16 protein-coding genes are annotated in these 17,078 nt (G+C 55.7%); all 16 read left to right on the top strand.

Annotated elements, in window-relative coordinates; all coding sequences use genetic code 11:
- Positions 1-35: 35 nt before the first annotated feature.
- The 16 genes from recD2 (at position 36) to ACO5R6_RS00985 (ending at position 17,072) form a co-directional block, all read left to right on the top strand.
- Entirely contained in the window at positions 36-2,261 is a 2,226-nt protein-coding gene (gene recD2 / locus ACO5R6_RS01060) for an SF1B family DNA helicase RecD2 (protein ID WP_485625325.1), read from the top strand.
- A 77-nt stretch (positions 2,262-2,338) separates the two neighbouring features.
- Positions 2,339-3,094, top strand: a complete 756-nt coding sequence (locus ACO5R6_RS01055) for a ComFC family protein (protein ID WP_485625324.1) — start codon at positions 2,339-2,341, stop codon at positions 3,092-3,094.
- A 65-nt stretch (positions 3,095-3,159) separates the two neighbouring features.
- Positions 3,160-3,555, top strand: coding sequence for a hypothetical protein (locus tag ACO5R6_RS01050; RefSeq protein ID WP_485625323.1), 396 nt, complete (start codon positions 3,160-3,162; stop codon positions 3,553-3,555).
- Positions 3,552-4,496 carry a hypothetical protein gene (locus ACO5R6_RS01045; protein ID WP_485625322.1) on the top strand — a complete coding sequence of 315 codons (945 nt, stop codon included), beginning with the start codon at positions 3,552-3,554 and terminating at the stop codon, positions 4,494-4,496. The genes ACO5R6_RS01050 and ACO5R6_RS01045 overlap by 4 nt, the downstream gene beginning before the upstream one ends.
- Complete coding sequence (cdaA, locus tag ACO5R6_RS01040) at positions 4,493-5,443, top strand: diadenylate cyclase CdaA (RefSeq protein ID WP_485625321.1); 951 nt, start codon at positions 4,493-4,495, stop codon at positions 5,441-5,443. Before ACO5R6_RS01045 ends, cdaA begins: the two co-directional genes overlap by 4 nt.
- A complete protein-coding gene (locus tag ACO5R6_RS01035) occupies positions 5,433-6,668 on the top strand; it encodes a CdaR family protein (RefSeq protein WP_485625320.1) in 1,236 nt (411 codons plus the stop codon). The genes cdaA and ACO5R6_RS01035 overlap by 11 nt, the downstream gene beginning before the upstream one ends.
- A 53-nt stretch (positions 6,669-6,721) precedes the next feature.
- Positions 6,722-7,006 (top strand): HPr family phosphocarrier protein, encoded by a 285-nt coding sequence (locus tag ACO5R6_RS01030; RefSeq protein WP_485625319.1) that lies wholly within the window; start codon positions 6,722-6,724, stop codon positions 7,004-7,006.
- A 142-nt stretch (positions 7,007-7,148) separates the two neighbouring features.
- The gene (gene glf, locus ACO5R6_RS01025; protein ID WP_485625318.1) at positions 7,149-8,306 is read left to right on the top strand and encodes a UDP-galactopyranose mutase; all 1,158 of its coding nucleotides are present in this window, start codon (positions 7,149-7,151) and stop codon (positions 8,304-8,306) included.
- A gap of 41 nt (positions 8,307-8,347) precedes the next feature.
- Entirely contained in the window at positions 8,348-9,826 is a 1,479-nt protein-coding gene (locus ACO5R6_RS01020; protein WP_485625317.1) for a sugar transferase, read from the top strand.
- On the top strand, positions 9,827-10,639 hold the full coding sequence (locus tag ACO5R6_RS01015) for a glycosyltransferase (RefSeq protein WP_485625316.1): 813 nt from the start codon (positions 9,827-9,829) through the stop codon (positions 10,637-10,639). It abuts the gene before it with no gap.
- Positions 10,636-11,643: a glycosyltransferase family 2 protein gene (locus ACO5R6_RS01010; RefSeq protein ID WP_485625315.1), complete on the top strand. Its 1,008-nt coding sequence runs from the start codon at positions 10,636-10,638 to the stop codon at positions 11,641-11,643. Before ACO5R6_RS01015 ends, ACO5R6_RS01010 begins: the two co-directional genes overlap by 4 nt.
- Before the next feature lie 160 nt (positions 11,644-11,803).
- Complete coding sequence (locus ACO5R6_RS01005) at positions 11,804-12,583, top strand: ABC transporter permease (RefSeq protein ID WP_485625314.1); 780 nt, start codon at positions 11,804-11,806, stop codon at positions 12,581-12,583.
- A 14-nt stretch (positions 12,584-12,597) separates the two neighbouring features.
- Positions 12,598-13,338 (top strand): ABC transporter ATP-binding protein, encoded by a 741-nt coding sequence (locus tag ACO5R6_RS01000; RefSeq protein WP_485625312.1) that lies wholly within the window; start codon positions 12,598-12,600, stop codon positions 13,336-13,338.
- A 2-nt stretch (positions 13,339-13,340) separates the two neighbouring features.
- Positions 13,341-14,387 (top strand): EpsG family protein, encoded by a 1,047-nt coding sequence (locus ACO5R6_RS00995; RefSeq protein WP_485625311.1) that lies wholly within the window; start codon positions 13,341-13,343, stop codon positions 14,385-14,387.
- Between the two features lie 10 nt (positions 14,388-14,397).
- Positions 14,398-15,756: a hypothetical protein gene (locus ACO5R6_RS00990; protein ID WP_485625310.1), complete on the top strand. Its 1,359-nt coding sequence runs from the start codon at positions 14,398-14,400 to the stop codon at positions 15,754-15,756.
- A gap of 92 nt (positions 15,757-15,848) precedes the next feature.
- Positions 15,849-17,072, top strand: coding sequence for a UTP--glucose-1-phosphate uridylyltransferase (locus tag ACO5R6_RS00985; RefSeq protein ID WP_485625309.1), 1,224 nt, complete (start codon positions 15,849-15,851; stop codon positions 17,070-17,072).
- The last annotated feature ends 6 nt before the right edge of the window (positions 17,073-17,078 follow it).

Raw genomic sequence — 17,078 nt, 5'->3', positions numbered from 1 at the left:
AAGGGGGGCCTTTCTGCCGGCGAAGAGGAGCAGACATGGAAATAAGCGGATATGTAGGGCATATTATCTATCACAACGCAGAGAATGCCTATACAGTGATGTCCATCGTGGCGGGAGATACAGAAGAAGTAGTCGTAGGAGTGTTTCCCGGGATCAGCGAGGGGGAGAACCTGGTTCTGCAGGGAGAATATGTCACTCACGCCTCTTACGGGCAGCAGTTCAAGGCGGTCTCCTATGAGATCCGCCCGCCCGAGGACGCTGTAGCCATGGAACGCTACCTGGGCAGCGGAGCGATCAAGGGGGTCGGTCCCAAGCTCGCATCTCGCATAGTAAAGAAATTCAAGCAAGACAGCTTTCGGGTGATGGAGGAGGAGCCGGACCGCCTGGCCGAGATCAAGGGAATCTCCAGGAAAATGGCCATGGATATCTGCGAGCAGGTCATGGAGAAGCGGGATACCCGCGAGGCGATGGTGTTTCTGGATCGGTATGGAATCCACTCCAATCTGGCCATGAAAGTGTACAGGCAGTATGGGGCGGAAGTCTACAGCATTATCGCCAATAACCCCTACCGGATCGCAGAAGATATCAGCGGTGTCGGATTTAAGATCGCCGATGAGATCGCGTCCAAGCTCGGAATCAGCGCAAGCTCGGAGTATCGAATCCGCTGCGGCGTGCTCTATGTGCTGAACGGGGCGGCCCAGTCCGGCCATACCTATCTTCCCATGAGCATCCTTCTGCGGAATACGGCCCAGCTGCTGGGCCTGACATCCGAGGACATCGAATCCAACCTCATGAATATGGTCATGGAGAAGAAGATTGTGATTCGAGGCCGGGAGGACCCGCAGGTCTACGCCGAGCGATTCTATCACATGGAGGAAGAGACTGCAGGCATGATGCTGGCCCTGAACCGGAATTATCTCGTGGAGGATGAGCAGGTAGATGCTATCATCGCCGGGGCAGAGAAGAAGGAGCAAATGAAGCTGGACCCTCAGCAGAAAGAGGCGGTCACCACGGCAATTCGGCACGGGGTCTGTCTGATGACCGGAGGACCCGGAACCGGCAAAACCACAACGATCCGGGTGATGCTGAAATACTTCCTGGACCAGGGGTTTAATGTCCAACTGGCCGCGCCCACCGGGCGGGCGGCAAAGCGCATGACAGAGGCGACGGGCTGCCAGGCCAAGACCATCCATCGCCTTCTGGAAGTCGGCGGAGAAATCGGAGAGGATGGGGTGTCTCCGAATCGATTTGAGCGCAACCAGTTCAACCCGCTGGAGGCGGAGGTCATCATCATTGATGAGATGTCCATGGTGGATCTCCCCCTCATGTATGCTCTCTTAAGGGCGCTTGCCGACCGGACCCGTCTGGTCCTGGTCGGAGACACCAACCAACTGCCCAGCGTGGGGCCGGGCAATGTCCTGCGGGACCTGGTTGACTCGGGGGCATTTCCGCTGGTCCAGCTGGACAGGATCTTTCGCCAGGCAGAGGCCAGCGACATCGTTGTCAATGCGCACAAGATCAAGAGGGGAGAGCCGGTGATCCTGGACAACAAGAGCAGGGATTTCTTCTTCTTGAAGCGGGCGGATGCAGACCATATCATCAGCGTGATCCTGCAGCTGGTGCGAGACAAGCTTCCGGCCTATGTGGGGACAGAGAGTTTCGATATTCAGGTCTTAACCCCAACCAGGAAAGGCCTTCTGGGCGTAGAGCGATTGAATGAGATCCTGCAGAGATACCTGAACCCCGAGGGAGAGGAGAGCCGGGAGTGCCGCAGCGGAGAGAGGATCTTCCGTGAGGGGGATAAGGTCATGCAGATTAAGAACAACTACCAGCTGGAGTGGGAGGTCAGAAGCGCCTATGGCCTGGCCATTGACAAGGGGACGGGGGTTTTCAACGGGGACACCGGGATCATTGAAGAGGTCGATCACTTCAGCCAAAGCCTGACCGTCCGCTACGATGAGGACCGGCTCGTGACCTATCCCTTCAAACAGCTGGACGAACTGGAGTTGGCCTACGCCATCACGATTCACAAGTCCCAGGGGTCAGAGTATCCGGCGGTTGTCATTCCTCTCCTGGACGGCCCCCGCATGCTTTTGAATCGGAACCTGATCTACACGGCAGTGACCCGCGCCAAGTCCTGCGTCACCTTAGTCGGCAAGGAAGAAGTCTTTCGGCAGATGTGTGACAATAACACTCAGGCCCGCCGGTATGCAGGCCTCTGTCAGCGGATCCGGGAGAGGGCGGGGGATTTGCTGTCCTGATTTCGAAAAACTTAATAGTTTCTTCGGACCGGGAATGCTAAAATCATAGGTGAAAAGAGAGATGTGAGAACATCATTATGGAATGGAGATCCATCATCTATCCGCCCCGCTGTCCCGGTTGCGACAGGATCCTTCTTACGGAGGAGAGAACAAGGGGTTTCTGCGCCTCTTGTCTTGCGCAGATCATCCCGGCGGCAGAGCCCTGCTGCAAGATCTGCGGGAAACCCATCGAAGACGAGAGCCTGGACCGCTGCTCTGACTGCAGGAGAGAAGAGCACAATTTTGTCCAGGGAAAATCCCTCTTTGTCTACCAGGGCCCCATGAAGGAGGCAATGTATCGGTTTAAATATTCCCGGAGATTGGCCTACCGCAGGTCTTTTGCCGCGGAGGCGATCCGGCGGTATGCACCGGAGCGGATGCGCCCGGCGCAAAAGACGGCCGGAGATGGCTGGCTGGCCGGAAGCGGGGTTCAGCTGATCATTCCCGTGCCCATGCACGCGGCCAGGGAGAGAAAGAGGGGTTACAATCAGGCGGCTGTCTGGGGAGGGGGCCTGTCTGAGATGACAGGAATCCCCCAGGCCTCTCATTTATTGATCCGAACCAGAAACACAGCTCCGCAGAAGACCCTGACCCGGGAGAAGAGGCGGGCCAATCTGGAAGGCGCTTTCGCCCTGTCCGGGATGGGGGCTGCGGTGAGAGGTCGCCGCATCCTCCTGGTAGATGACATTTACACGACCGGAAGCACCTGTGACGCCGCAAGCCGGGTCCTGCTCGACGGCGGGGCGGAGGCGGTCTATCTTCTGACGATTTGTATCGGCCGGGGCGATGCTTGAGGCGTTCGTATGATATAATCGCAGAAGACTGGGTTTGTTATGAAAAGAAATGAAAGGGGCATTCTATGCTCAATGTCGATCGGGTCAGCTATATGACCAAGCTGGCGATGTTCGAGAAAAACGAACTGCGGGAATACGCCCGAACACAGGCATACACAAGAGATGATTACGTCCACACGAAAATCCTCCTGGCTTTGATCGCGGGGACTCTTTTCTATGCCATCGCTTATGGCGTCTGCATTGCGCTTCTTCTGGTCTTTGTGATCTCCAGAGTCAATTCCACGGCTCTGATTCTCATGGTGATTCTGGGACTTCTGGTCTACCTGGTATTCCTCTACTTCTACCTGCGCAATGTGGGACAGAGGGCCAGAAAGCACTACAACGAGGGCATGGAGAAGCTGGCCTATTTCAAGGACCAGCTTGAGGGTCTGGCAGAGATTTATCAGAGGGAGGAAGAATGAAACCGTTAATTCAATTGGAATCCCGCATCAACAGTCTGATCAGCCGGCACGAGTGGGGGGCCATTCGCCTCATGCGCGGGGCTCTTACCCTGGCCAGCCTTCTGGTCATCAACAGTTATTTCGGTTATCTGCCCTACTTCGGATCGCCGCTCATCATCATCGGGCTCACCATCTTCTGTGCCCTGATCCCCTTGAGCGCAAGCTCCCTTGTCATTATGGGGCTACTGCTCCTGGAACTCTTTGCCCTGTCGACCCAGGTCGGCCTGGTGGGGCTCGGCCTGTTTCTGGTCGCCTTCTTTATCACGAACTTCTATGGGGCCAAGCACATCCATAACATTGTTCTCCTGCCCCTGACCTATCCCCTGCAGATCCCCTATGCCCTGCCCATGATCTCGGCCCTGACCGGGGGCATCCAGGAGGTGACCGGCATTGTCAGCGGGGGTATCCTGTCCTATTTCTTCCTGGTTGTCAGAAGGAATTCCTCACTCCTCATGGAGGGCGGCAAGGGGGGGCAGATCCCGGGGCTTCTGATGAGCAATATGTTCAGCAACAACCTCTTCTACTTCTATATGGCGGCGCTCATGCTCATGTTCATGGTCACTTACACGGTCAGGGAGCGGGCGGTGCACCAGAGCTGGCGTTTGGCGGTGGCAAGCGGGATTCTGACAGAATTTCTGATCATGATGGTGGGATACCTTCTGACCGGCAATAAGGGACGCATTATCAGCCTCTGTGTCGTCAATGTCATTCTCTTCGCCCTGGGCATGGTGCTCAGCGTATTTATCAAGAATCTGGATTACAGCCGGGTGGAGAGAGTCAACTTCGAGGATGACGAGTATTTCTATTACGTCACTGCGGTGCCGAAGATCCGCCTGGCGGAGGAGAAGAAGCAAATCAAGCGTATCACCCAAGGACCGGATGAGGAGGAGGCCGAGCAATGAGTCGGATCCTGGACAGTATTTACGGGAGATTAACCGAGTATTTTGGCACCGGCCTGCCCGGCGTCAATGTGACGGATGTGATCGAGATCCTCCTGATCGCTCTCTTTCTATATAAGTTGTTGATCTGGATCAAGAACACCAGAGCCTGGATGCTTTTTCGAGGCTTGATTGTCATTGTCATATTCTTTCTTCTGGCTGCCATCCTGCAGATGAACACCATTCTCTGGCTGGGCGAGCGCCTGATCAATGCCAGCGTGATCGCCCTGGTGGTTGTCTTCCAGCCGGAGCTGCGTCGGGCTCTGGAGACCCTGGGAAGGAATGACCTGCGCAGAGTCTTAGAGGCCCTTCGAATTACGAAGGCCAATCCCAAGCGCTTTGGAGATAAGCTGATTACGGACTTGACCAAGGCATCCTTTGCCATGGGAGCCGTCAAGACGGGAGCTCTGATTGTCATCGAGGGAGATGTGCGGCTGACGGAGTATATCCGGACGGGAATTGATCTGGACGCCCTTGTCACAAGTCAGCTCCTGATCAATATCTTCGAGAAGAATACCCCCCTGCATGACGGGGCTGTGATTATCCGCGGCGACCGCATCGTGGCGGCGACCTGCTATCTGCCCCTGTCTGAGAATATGGATTTCTCCAAGGACCTGGGCACCCGACACAGGGCGGGGATCGGCATGTCCGAGGTCTGTGACGGCCTGGTCATCATTGTCTCTGAGGAGACGGGGGCCGTTTCCGTGGCGAGGTCCGGTCAGCTCAAGCGAAATCTGACTCCGGACCAGCTGCAGGAGGAACTGGCCCGCATGCAGGCCCTGCAGGATCCGGCGGGGACAGAGAGGGAGCCGGATCGAGCGCCGGTAGACCTGGCCAGGGCGGCCGGGGGAGACACAAGCCGCATGAGGCCGGTGAAATCCCATAAGAAGGAGGCAGATCATGGTCAATAAACTGAAAGACCTCTTTCTGAAGAATATCGTCATCAAGCTGCTGGCCCTCCTCTTCTCCATCCTCCTCTGGTGGATGGTCACAAGTGTCAGCGATCCGATTCAGTATAAATCCTTCTCCGTGCCTGTGACCATGCAGAATGAGGCGTCTCTGACGGCGGCCGGCAAGTACTACACGGTATTGAAGAATTCCGACACAATCAGCGTGCGGGTATCTGCCAAGCGCTCTGTCATCGACCGGCTCTCCAGCGCTGATTTCACGGCGACGGCAGACCTGTCCCGCATTGAGAACAACAGCCAGGTCCCGGTTGAGATAACGGTCAATCGCTATGCCAATCAGGTTGCTGTCGGAGCCAAGAACTACTATGTCGACGTCAAGGTGACCAGCGCCAAGACGGCCCAGTTTACGATCGAGGCCAAAACCGTGGGAACTCCGGCCGATGGCTACGCTTTAGGTGAGATCAAGTCGGAGCCCGGCGTCGTGACCGTCAGCGGACCGGAGGACATCGTCTCTTCCATCGCCTCTGTTGAGGCCGGTCTGGATGTCAGCAAGGCCAATAAGATGGTCACGAAAAACGTCGCGCTCAGGTACTTAAACAGCGACGGAGAGGCCGTCGACACAACCAACCTGACGACATCCGTCCGCTCTGTGGACGTGAGCGCTGAAGTCTTTGCGACCAAGGCGGTTCCGATCACGGTGAAATATTCAGGCAGTCCTGCCAACGGGCTCAAGCTGGTCAGTGTCACGGCGGCGCCCGAGAGCATTCAGGTTATGGGCAATGCGGCCGATCTGAATAAGCTGACCGGGATCACGATCCCCGCCTCTGCCGTCGATCTGTCCAAGATCACAGCGACCGGTGAAATTTCCGTGGACATCACGTCCTACCTGCCAAGCGGCATCAAACCGGCGGACCCCAACCAGAGCAAGGTGTCCGTCATCGTAACGCTGGAGGGGCAGGTGACCAGGCAACTCCAGGTTCCGACCGCCAATCTGATCATTCGGAACCTGTCCGGCCGATTTCAGGGGAGATTTGGCGGAGACTCTGTCACGGTCGCCGTCACAGGAAGCGAGTCCGAGATTAACGGTCTGAGCGCCGAGAATATCACGGGAAGCGTCGATGCCAGCGGACTCTCCGAGGGAAGTCATATTGTCAGCGTCAAGCTGAATCTGAAAGAGGATATCCTGGTGCCGGCCCTCACGACCAAGCTGGTGATCAGCAAGCAGTAGGACAGGGACGGACTTTTGGGGAGTTGGCAAAGAGATACAAGAGGTTATAAGCGATGGTTCATCAGACAGTCGAAATTGTAAACCCGGAGGGAATGAAGATCGGGCCGGCCGGCAAATTCTGCGAGCTTGCCATGCGTTATCCGTGCCATATTGAATTTCACCTGGATGACAACATCCAGTCCAATGCCAAGAGCATGCTCTCTATTCTGGGGGCCGGGGCGCAGTTCGGAGATGTCATTGACATCATCTGTGACGGAGAGGATGAGAAGGAGGCGCTGGCCGCCCTGGTTGGCCTGGTCGCGGGAGGCTTTTCCGACCGGGAGGAGGAATCCAAGTAAGATCAGGGCAGCCTCTCCCGGGATGGGCTTTCTGCAGGAGAGAGGGTCTGATGTGCTATAATAGGGGCATCTTGCCGGAGGGAATCCGGGAGATCCGGGGAACAGAGATCCGGGACAAAAGACGTGAGATAAGGAGAATGCAATGGTTAAGAAATATGATTATCTTGTGGTAGGAGCGGGACTCTTCGGCGCGACTTTCGCCTATGAGGCCAAGAAGAGAGATAAGACCTGCCTTGTGATCGACAAGCGGGACCATATTGCCGGAAACATCTACACCAAGGAGGAAGAGGGGATCAACGTGCACATCTACGGGGCCCATATCTTCCACACGTCCAACAAGGAGATCTGGGACTACATCAATCAGTTCGCCGAGTTCAATAATTACATCAACAGTCCGGTTGCCGTATACAAGGATGAACTCTACAACCTGCCCTTCAACATGAATACCTTCTCCAAGATGTGGAATATTAAGACGCCGGCGGAGGCCAAGGCCAAGATCGAGGAGCAGATCGCCCAGATGGACATCAAAGAGCCCAAGAATCTGGAGGAACAGGCCCTGTCCCTTGCGGGCAGAGATGTCTATGAGAAGCTGATCAAGGGTTATACCGAGAAGCAGTGGGGACGGGACTGCAAGGACCTGCCCGCCTTCATCATCAAGCGTCTGCCCTTCCGCTTTATCTATGACAATAACTACTTCAATGACCGCTTTCAGGGCATTCCCATGGGCGGTTATACGCAGATCATCGAGAAGATGCTAGCGGGAATCGATGTGAAGACCTCAGAGGACTTCTATGATCTGCGCAAGACCGCTTCAAAGGACGCTGCAGGGACCTATACCGCCAGACTGTCTGACGGCTCCGAGGTCAGCTATGACAGGATCCTTTTCACGGGACAGATTGATGAGTATTTCGACTCCAAGTTCGGCCCCTTGGAGTACCGGAGCGTTCGCTTTGAGACAGAGACGCTCGACATGGAGAATTACCAGGGCAATGCCGTAGTCAACTACACCCAGAGAGAAGTGCCCTACACCCGAATCATTGAGCACAAGCACTTTGAGTTCGGCAAGCAGCCCAAGACCATCATTTCCCGTGAGTACTCAACCGAGTGGAAGCCCGGAATCGAGCCCTACTACCCCGTCAATAATGACAGGAACAATGCCCTCTATGAGAAGTACGCCAAAGAGGCGGCAGCGGAGGGAGATGTGATCTTCGGCGGCCGTCTGGGCCAGTACAAGTATTACGATATGGATAAGGATCTGGCGGCTGCCCTCGACTGCGTTCAAGAGGAGTTCGGCGAGTAAGCGTCGGATTTGATCTGTCTGAGGCAGCGGAGGGGTTAGCTATGCAAAATGTGCGAGGCATCAACAGACAGACATGGAAGTACGTCTATCGCGCTTTCTTTGATGTGCTCATGGTGCTCATGTTTACCTGGACTTTTTCCTTCTTCTGGAGGGTCCGTCTGAACATGCTTCAGTCCATCGCATTCTTAAATAAGGGAAACTTATTAATCGAAGGCATCTATGCGCTTTTGAGTTTCTCCTTCATCATGGGCCTGGGCGGGTTCGGTTTCGGGCGAGGACGCAAATCCGCTCTTCTGATCGGCCAGGCGGTGGCCATGTTCATGACCAACCTTGTTGCCCTAGGCATCACCACCCTGGTGGTCGGACAGGTACAGTACATCCAGTATATTCTGGGCCAGTACCTGGTCATCATGCTGGTCAACCTGTCAGAGCTCCTGGTCTACACCATCATTGTCACGGACCTCTACCGGCTTATCTTCCCCCCTTTTGAGATCCTGCAGATCTACGGCAAGTACCGGAACACCCTGCCGCACAAGATGAACTTGAGAGATGACAAGTACCATATTGTGGACTCCGTCTCCTACACAGAGGACCTGGCCGAGATATTCACCCGGATTAAGCGCTATGACGCGGTCCTGATCAATGACATTCCGTCAGAAGTCAAGAATAAGATCCTCAAGTATTGCTTTGACCTGGACAAGAGGGTCTACTTCACGCCCAAGATCTCCGACATCCTGGTCAAGTACTCCGCAGAGGTCAATGTGGTGGACACCCCCCTCTATCTCTGCAGGAACCTGGGCATGTCGCTGCCCCAGCGCTTCGTCAAGCGCCTGATCGATATCTGCCTGTCCGCCATCGGCATCCTGATCAGCTCGCCGATCATGCTTGCGGTTGCCATAGCGATCCGCCTCTACGATCACGGTCCCGCAATCTACAAGCAGGTCCGCTGTACCAGAGGGGAGAGAGAATTTCAGATGTTCAAATTCCGGTCGATGATCCAGAATGCGGAGCAGGACGGCAAGGCCCGTCTGGCCGCCGAGCACGATGACCGGATAACGCCCGTCGGTAAGTTCATCCGGGCCACCCGTCTGGATGAACTCCCCCAGCTCTTCAATATCTTTATGGGAGACATGAGCATCGTGGGCCCCCGCCCGGAGCGGCCGGAACTCATTCGGGAGTACCAGGACAGTATTCCGGAATTCGCTTATCGAACCCACGTGAAGGCGGGACTGACCGGCTATGCCCAGATCTACGGCCGCTACAATACCACTTCCTATGACAAGCTCAAGCTGGACATCATCTATGTTCAGCGCCAGTCGCTGATCCTAGACTTACAGCTGATTCTCATGACGATCTGCATCATTTTCATGAAGGACTCCACCCAGGGACTGGAAGAGGGAGCCACCAACGCCAATGTGCTCGGGATGAGAACGGATGAAGGAAAGCAGGAAGATAGGGCGGCAGAGGCCGTTTCCAATGAGCAGGATGCGGACGCACTGCCGACCGGTGAGGAGAAGTAGATGAAATTTAGTCTTCTCATGTCCGTCTACGGACAGGAAAAACCCCAGTATCTGAAAGAGGCCATCGCCAGCGCCATGGACCAGACCCTCCCCCCGGAGGAGCTGATCCTGGTGGGGGATGGCCCTCTGCCTGCCCGCCTGTCTGCGGCGGTGACAGAACTCTGCAGGAAGTATCCGGCCATCTCCTATGTGCCCCTGGCCAAGAACGTGGGCCTGGGAAGAGCCCTGGCGATCGGCCTCAAGCACTGCTCCTATGACCTGGTTGCCCGGATGGACACGGATGACATCTGCCTGCCCCATCGCTTTGCGCATCAGATGGCCTATCTGGCAGAACATCCCGAGTGTGCTGTCCTGGGAGCCTGGATCGAGGAGTTTGAGACGGACCGCCCTGGGGAGGGGCGGATCAAGAAAATGCCGATGACAGCGGAGGAAATCCTCTCCTATGGGAGGTTTCGAAATCCAATCAATCACATGACGGTTGTCTTCCGCAGGGAGAGGGTGGAGGCCGCCGGGGGATATCGCCACGACCCCCTCTTAGAGGACTATGACCTCTGGCTTCGCATGCTGGCCGCAGGAGACCGCTTTTACAACCTGCCCGAGGTGCTTGTGCGGATGCGGGTGGAGGACTCCACCTACAAGCGCAGAGGAGGACTGGCCTATTTCCTCCACTACCTGCAATTGCGCAGGAGAGAGAGAGAGCTGGGCCTCCTGTCAGGTCTCTCCTATGTCAAGGCCGTCCTGATAACGGCCCTCATAACCCTTGTTCCAAAGACGCTCCGTAAGCTGGTCTATCAGAGAGGATTACGCCGATGAAAATACTGACCGTTCTTGTCCCGGCCTACAATGTCGAGGCTTATATTGACCGCTGTCTGTCCTCCCTGTGCCTGGCGGATCCGAAAGACATGGACCGGCTTGAGGTCCTCATTGTCGATGACGGGGGCGGGGACGGAACAAGAGACCTGGCCCTGAAATACTGCGAGAAGTACCCGGACAGCTTCTTCTTCTGCCACAAGGAGAACGGGGGCCACGGTTCGGTGATTAACTACGGGATCGAGAGGGCCAGGGGGCGCTACTTCAAGGTTGTAGATGGGGATGACTGGCTCTTAAGCCAGGCCCTGCCGGGGCTCCTGGACCTCCTGGAGAGAGAGCCGGCGGACATCGTCGCATCTCCCTATCGCTGCATCGAGGACCGGACGGACCGACTCCTCTCCTCAAAGGCCCCCACCGAGCGGGAGGAGAATTACGGTCACAGGATAAGCTTCGACAGCGGCCGGGTGGACCTTGTCATCAAGATGCATGCCATGACCATCAAGACCTGCCTCCTTCAGGGGATGAAGCAGCGGATGGACGAACACTGTTTCTATGTGGATGCCGAGTACATCGCCTATCCCATTCCCCTGGCCGAGGATGTCTATTATGACCGGAGTGAGGTCTACTGCTACCGGTTGGGTAGGGGAGGCCAGTCCATGAACTTAAAGAGCATGCAGAGGAATCATCGCATGCACCGGAGGGTCTTCGACAGCCTGGCGGACTTCTATGAGGGCCTGCCGGAGATGAGCAAGGCCAGGCGCTCCTATATCGCGCGATGCTGCGCGCAGGTTCTGGAGAACGAGTTTCAGATCTATATCAGCATGGGAAATCGCTTTGCCTCTATAAGCCGCCTCCGGTCCTTTGACCGCAGGGTCCTGAGAGAACATCCGGCGATCTATCGGGCGACGGACAAGAAGAGCATCCGCCTCCTGCGCGCCACCAATTACCTGGCCCTGCCCCTTGGTTATCTGGCTCTCAGGATCAAGAAACCAGCCGCTTTTTCCTGACCGAGGTCCATGCCGGCTGCGGGAAATCTTGTGCCGCCGCAAGTTGCTTATCACAGGTGCCTGGTGTATATTTACCAAGTTAGCCGCCATAAGCGCAGTGCGGGGCAAAAGGCCCAGGATAAGATTCCAAGACTCCGGGGAGCCGGAAGAAAGGTTAAGCATGAATCCGAATCAGAAAACACTGTTTGGATACCGGGATCTTCTGAAGGAGCTGGTATCGCGTGACCTTAAGCTCAAGTACCGCAGAAGTTTCTTGGGCTATGTGTGGAGTGTCCTAAACCCCCTCATGATCATGGTGATCATGTACATTGTCTTCTCGAATATTTTCCGCTGGGATATCCCCTATTATCCGGTGTATCTGATCTCGGGCCAGATGATGTTCAATTTCTTCAGCGCATCGACGACCCAGAGCATTTACTCGATTACGGATAACGCCAGTCTTCTGAAGAAGACCTACGTCCCCAAGTATATCTTTACCCTGTCGAAGGTGACGTCCGGGATGCTGGACTTCCTCTTCTCCCTGGGGGCTATGTTTCTGGTCATCGTTTTCACGAGAACCCCTTTTCACTGGTCCATGCTGGCCATTCCGCTGGTGGCGGCCCAGCTCTATCTCTTCTGCCTGGGCGTCGGCCTCTTCATGAGCGCGGCCAATGTCTTCTTTCGGGATATTCAGTACATCTACAGCGCCCTTCTGACAGCCTGGATGTATGCAACGCCGATCTTCTACCCCTTTGAGCTTCTGCCCGGGAATCTGAAGATCATCATCAAGCTGATCAACCCGCTCTACTCCTATGTGACCCAGTTCCGGGATGTGATCATCTACGGGCACTTGCCGGGCTATCGCCTCCTTCTGATGGGGCTGGGTTTCTCCGCCCTGGCTATGGCAATCGGAAGCTTCACCTTCTCTAAGACGCAGGATAGGTTCATTCTCTACATCTAAAGCGAGGCAGTAAGATGGAAGATTACATCATTGACGTCGATCATGTCACCGTCCGCTTCAATAAGGCATCGGAAAACATCGACAATCTGAAAGAGTATTTCATTAAATTGATCAAGCATCAGCTGATGTTTGAGGAGTTCTTAGCGGTCAAGGACGTCAGCCTCAAGGTCAGACAGGGAGAGGCCTGGGGCCTGATCGGGACCAACGGTTCCGGCAAGTCCACCATGCTCAAGCTGATCTCCGGCATCCTAAAGCCCTATAAGGGCAGTGTCAAGGTGGCGGGAACCATCGCCCCCCTGATTGAACTGGGAGCCGGACTGGACATGAATCTGACGGCCAGAGAGAACATCTATCTGGACGGGACGCTTCTGGGCCACAGCCGAAAGTTCATGGAAGACCACTTTGACGAGATCGTTGATTTTGCGGAACTCTGGGATTTCCTGGATATGCCGGTCAAGAACTATTCCTCCGGAATGCAGGCCAGAATCGGTTTTGCGATTGCGACCATTGTTCGTCCCGATATCTTGATCGTCGACGAAATTCTGGCGGTCGGAGACATGCATTTCCAGCACAAGTGCATGGAGCGGATGAATGAAATGCTGGGAGGGGGGACAACCCTCCTCTTCGTATCCCACAATATCGACGATGTGAGACGTATGTGTGACCACGCCCTCTGGATCGAGAAGGGACGGGCAATGATTGCCGGCGAGGTCAATGAGGTCTGTGACGCTTATTTTCAGTCCCAGCAGGAGTGAGCATGATATACATAGGGATATTCATCGCCTTCTTCGCCATCGCCTGGCTGGCAGATCAATATAAATTCACATGGGCAACCAAGGCGCAGCTTCTCTACAGTGAGACTGCGCTTCTTGTGCTTCTGGCGGGTCTTCGCAATAACAGCATCGGCCTGGATGCCGCAGACGGCTACCACCGCTATTTCAACTTCCTTCTGGTGGGGAAGGACCTGGGATCCTGGGTGGAACCGCTCTATGTGTGGATGAACAAACTGGTAATCTTCCTGGGAGGGAACTATCAGTGGATCCTGATCCTGACCGCCCTGCTCTGCGTCATCCCCATGGCTTACCTGTTCGAAAAATACACCGAGTATGCCCTCTGGGCCATGGCCCTGTACTATGGACTCTACTTCTATCACCAGATCTTCAATATTATGCGCCAGTGTATCGCCATGAGCTTCTGCTTCCTGGCGGTGGACATGATCCTCGATAGAAAATATATCAGGGCGGCCCTCTGTATGATCATTGCCGTCGGTTTTCACCAGACAGCCTGGATTTTTCTCCTGGGTCTTCTGATGATCTGGATCCGCTTCAGCTTCTGGCAGGCCCTAGTCATTTTCCTGGGAACTTATCTCTTCGGCTATGCCATGAATATGAGAACGATCCTCCTCTTTGTCCCACAGACCTACCAGCACTACTTCTTTACCGAGGGCAATGCCATGCGAAGCGGAGGATGGGATGTCCCCCTGCAGGTATTGGGGATCAATCTGGCTGTGCTGGTGGCCTGCTACGCCTGCCCCAGGGCTCTGAAGAATCCCTGGATGCGGATCCTGGCGGTGGGGGTGCTCGTCCTGAATCTGACGCAGAATATGACCCAGGGCTACCGCCTGGGCTACTACTTCCTCCAGGCACAGTGCCTGGCGATCCCCCAGGTCCTTCATGTGCCGCGGGAGAAGAACCGGCAGCTGATGACCCTGCTCTTTTTGATCATTGCCCTGGCTCTTTTTGCCAGCAACCTGTCCATGCAGTGGAAGAATTTGACCCCTTACAGGCTTTTCTTTATGCCATGAGGTGACTGTGATGAGAGAAAACCAAAGTCGAAATGGTCGCGCAATCAGCCTGACCGCCCTCTTTCGAGAGTATTGCATTCACTGGAAGGCCCTGGTTCTGGCCTGCCTGGTCCTGGGCAGCGCCCTGACTCTGACCGACTATCAGACCAGGATGGACGCCTATCATATCCAGGCGGCCAAGGCGGGAAGGGTCCAGAAATCAGACCTGGAGGCCCGTCTGTCCGCCTCGGAGAAGGGAGACGTCATGCGGGCGCTGGATCTGAACACCCACCTGCAGGAGCGGATCAACTACCAGAGACAGAGCCTGGTCAACCGGATTGACCCCTACCACGAGGAGTACCTGGAGATCCACTATCTGATCCCCTCCAAACTCAGCTCGGCCAAACTGGTATCGAGCCTCCGCTCAGAGGATTTCAAGAGCCGCCTGGCGGTACAGCTCTTCGCTAAGATCTATTCCCATTCGGACTCCCGCTATGTACAGGAACTGCTTGATGTCAAGATAGGAGACTTCGATGAACTGGGCGAGCTGGGGCTGACCATCGGAGTCAAGCTGACCGAGGAGTCCCTGCGGGGGGAGATCGTTGAGGTCATTGACGCCTATATGAAGGACAACTATCAGCTGGAGCACAGCACAGACCGGGAGACCATCCGGGTCGACCAGGACCTGGCCCGGTCCCAGGTAGAGGGGGAGGCCTTCCTCCTGCAGATGACCCAGCAGTCTCAGGAGCTCAGGGCCCGCCTGTCCGACGACCAGTCCAAGCTCTATCAGATGTACGTGGAGAACCGGCAGGATATCGTCACAAAGGCACCTGAGAAGCCAGGGCCCGACCCCCGTCAGTTTGTGATCGGCGCCTTCCTGGGGGCTATTGCCGACCTGGCCCTGCTCTGCCTTCGCCTGATGTTCTCCAAGACCCTGCGTGAGCCGGAAGAATTGCAGGAGATCTGGGATCTGCCGGTTCTGGGAAAGAGCATGCAGCGCAGTGGGCGGGGCCTCCGCAGACTGGTCTTCTCTAAGAGGACCTATCGCTATTTCCACGGCAGGGATGCGAGCGAAGCGACAGCCCTTCAAGATGCGACCCGGCAGATCTGCCGGTCCTGTAACCTGCGGGGGATTGACCGGCTGGAACTGATCCTGGTCGGAAAGACCATCGAGAAGGAGAATCAGAGGCTGACGCAAGCCCTGTCTGACAAGGGGATTCAGGTGGAAATTTGCGATATCGACAGCGCAAAGAGGAAGATCGGGAAGAGGCTTCCCGTGGTCCTGTCGGTGGCCGGAGGAGGAGCCCGCTACATGGAAATCGACCGGACCATGACCGATCTGGATGCGGCCGGGGCGGATGTCCTTGGGGCAATCTATGCCGAGGCCTGAGAGATGCGGTAAAATAGACAGTCCCGGCAGGGTGTGATAGAATTTTCAGAGATCATTTGAGCTTATTTGGGGCCGGAGTATAAGGAGGAAATATGACTTACGAAGAGGCGAGCAGACTTCTTGCGGAAAAGGGACAGGAAGCTGTTCTGGAGGGCTTTGATCACTTGAGCGCGCAGGAGCAGGAGACTCTGCTCGACCAGATTTCCAAGGTGGACTGGAATATAGTCGCCATGGCAGGCAAAGAGGAGAAGAAGGGGCTGGGAGAGATTCGCCAGCTGCCGACCGTGGATATCGACGAGATCGAGACCAGAAAAAGCGAGTTCACAGAGGCCGGACTTGCGGCAATCCGCCATGGAAAGGTGGGAGCCGTTCTGCTGGCCGGAGGCATGGGGACTCGTCTGGGCCTTGACAAGCCCAAGGGAGAGCTCAATGTCGGCATCAACAAGACCATTTACCTCTTCCAGCGCCTCATTATGAACCTGCAGGAGGTGACGGATATGGCGGGAACGACCCTGCCGCTCTACGTCATGACCTCAGAGAAGAATGATGAGGAGACGCGTCGTTTCTTCGCGGAGAACAACTACTTCGGCTATCCCAAGGAGGATGTGAGCTTCTACGTCCAGGAGATGGCGGCGGCGGTTGACTACCGGGGCAAGCTGTTAAAAGAGGCCCCGGGTCGTCTTGCGACCTCTCCCAATGGCAACGGGGGCTGGTTCTCCTCCCTGGCCAAGGCCGGGCTGACCGAGGATCTGCACCGGCGGGGCGTGGAGTGGCTCAATGTCTTTGCCGTCGACAATGTTCTGCAGCGGATTGCGGATCCGGCATTTATCGGAGCTACGATCCTGAGCGGGAAGAATTCCGGTTCCAAGGTAGTCCGCAAGGTGGATCCCTATGAGAAGATGGGAGTTATCTGCGCCGAGGACGGCGTGCCGGCTGTCGTCGAGTACTATGAGCTGACGCCAGAGATGGCCGAGGCCAGGGATGAGAAGGGCAAGCTCAAATACGCCTTCGGCGTCATCCTGAACTACCTCTTCTCAGTTTCCAAGCTGGAGGAAGTTATGGCCAGGAGCATGCCGGTGCATGTGGTCGAGAAGAAGATCCCCTATATCGATGCCGAGGGCAACTATCACAAGCCGGAGCAGCCAAACGGATATAAGTTCGAGACCCTGGCGGTCGATCTGGTTGCCATGATGGAGAATACTCTCCCCTATGAGGTGATCAGAGAGAAGGAGTTTGCGCCCATCAAGAATCTCCACGGAGTGGACTCTCTTGATTCCGCAAGGGAACTTCTGGAGAAGAACGGTATCGAGCTCTAAGAGTAA

This window comes from Shuttleworthella sp. (assembly GCF_057251025.1).
The sequence above is the reverse complement of the archived record's forward strand: the minus strand, read 5'-3'. Positions and strand labels throughout refer to the sequence as shown.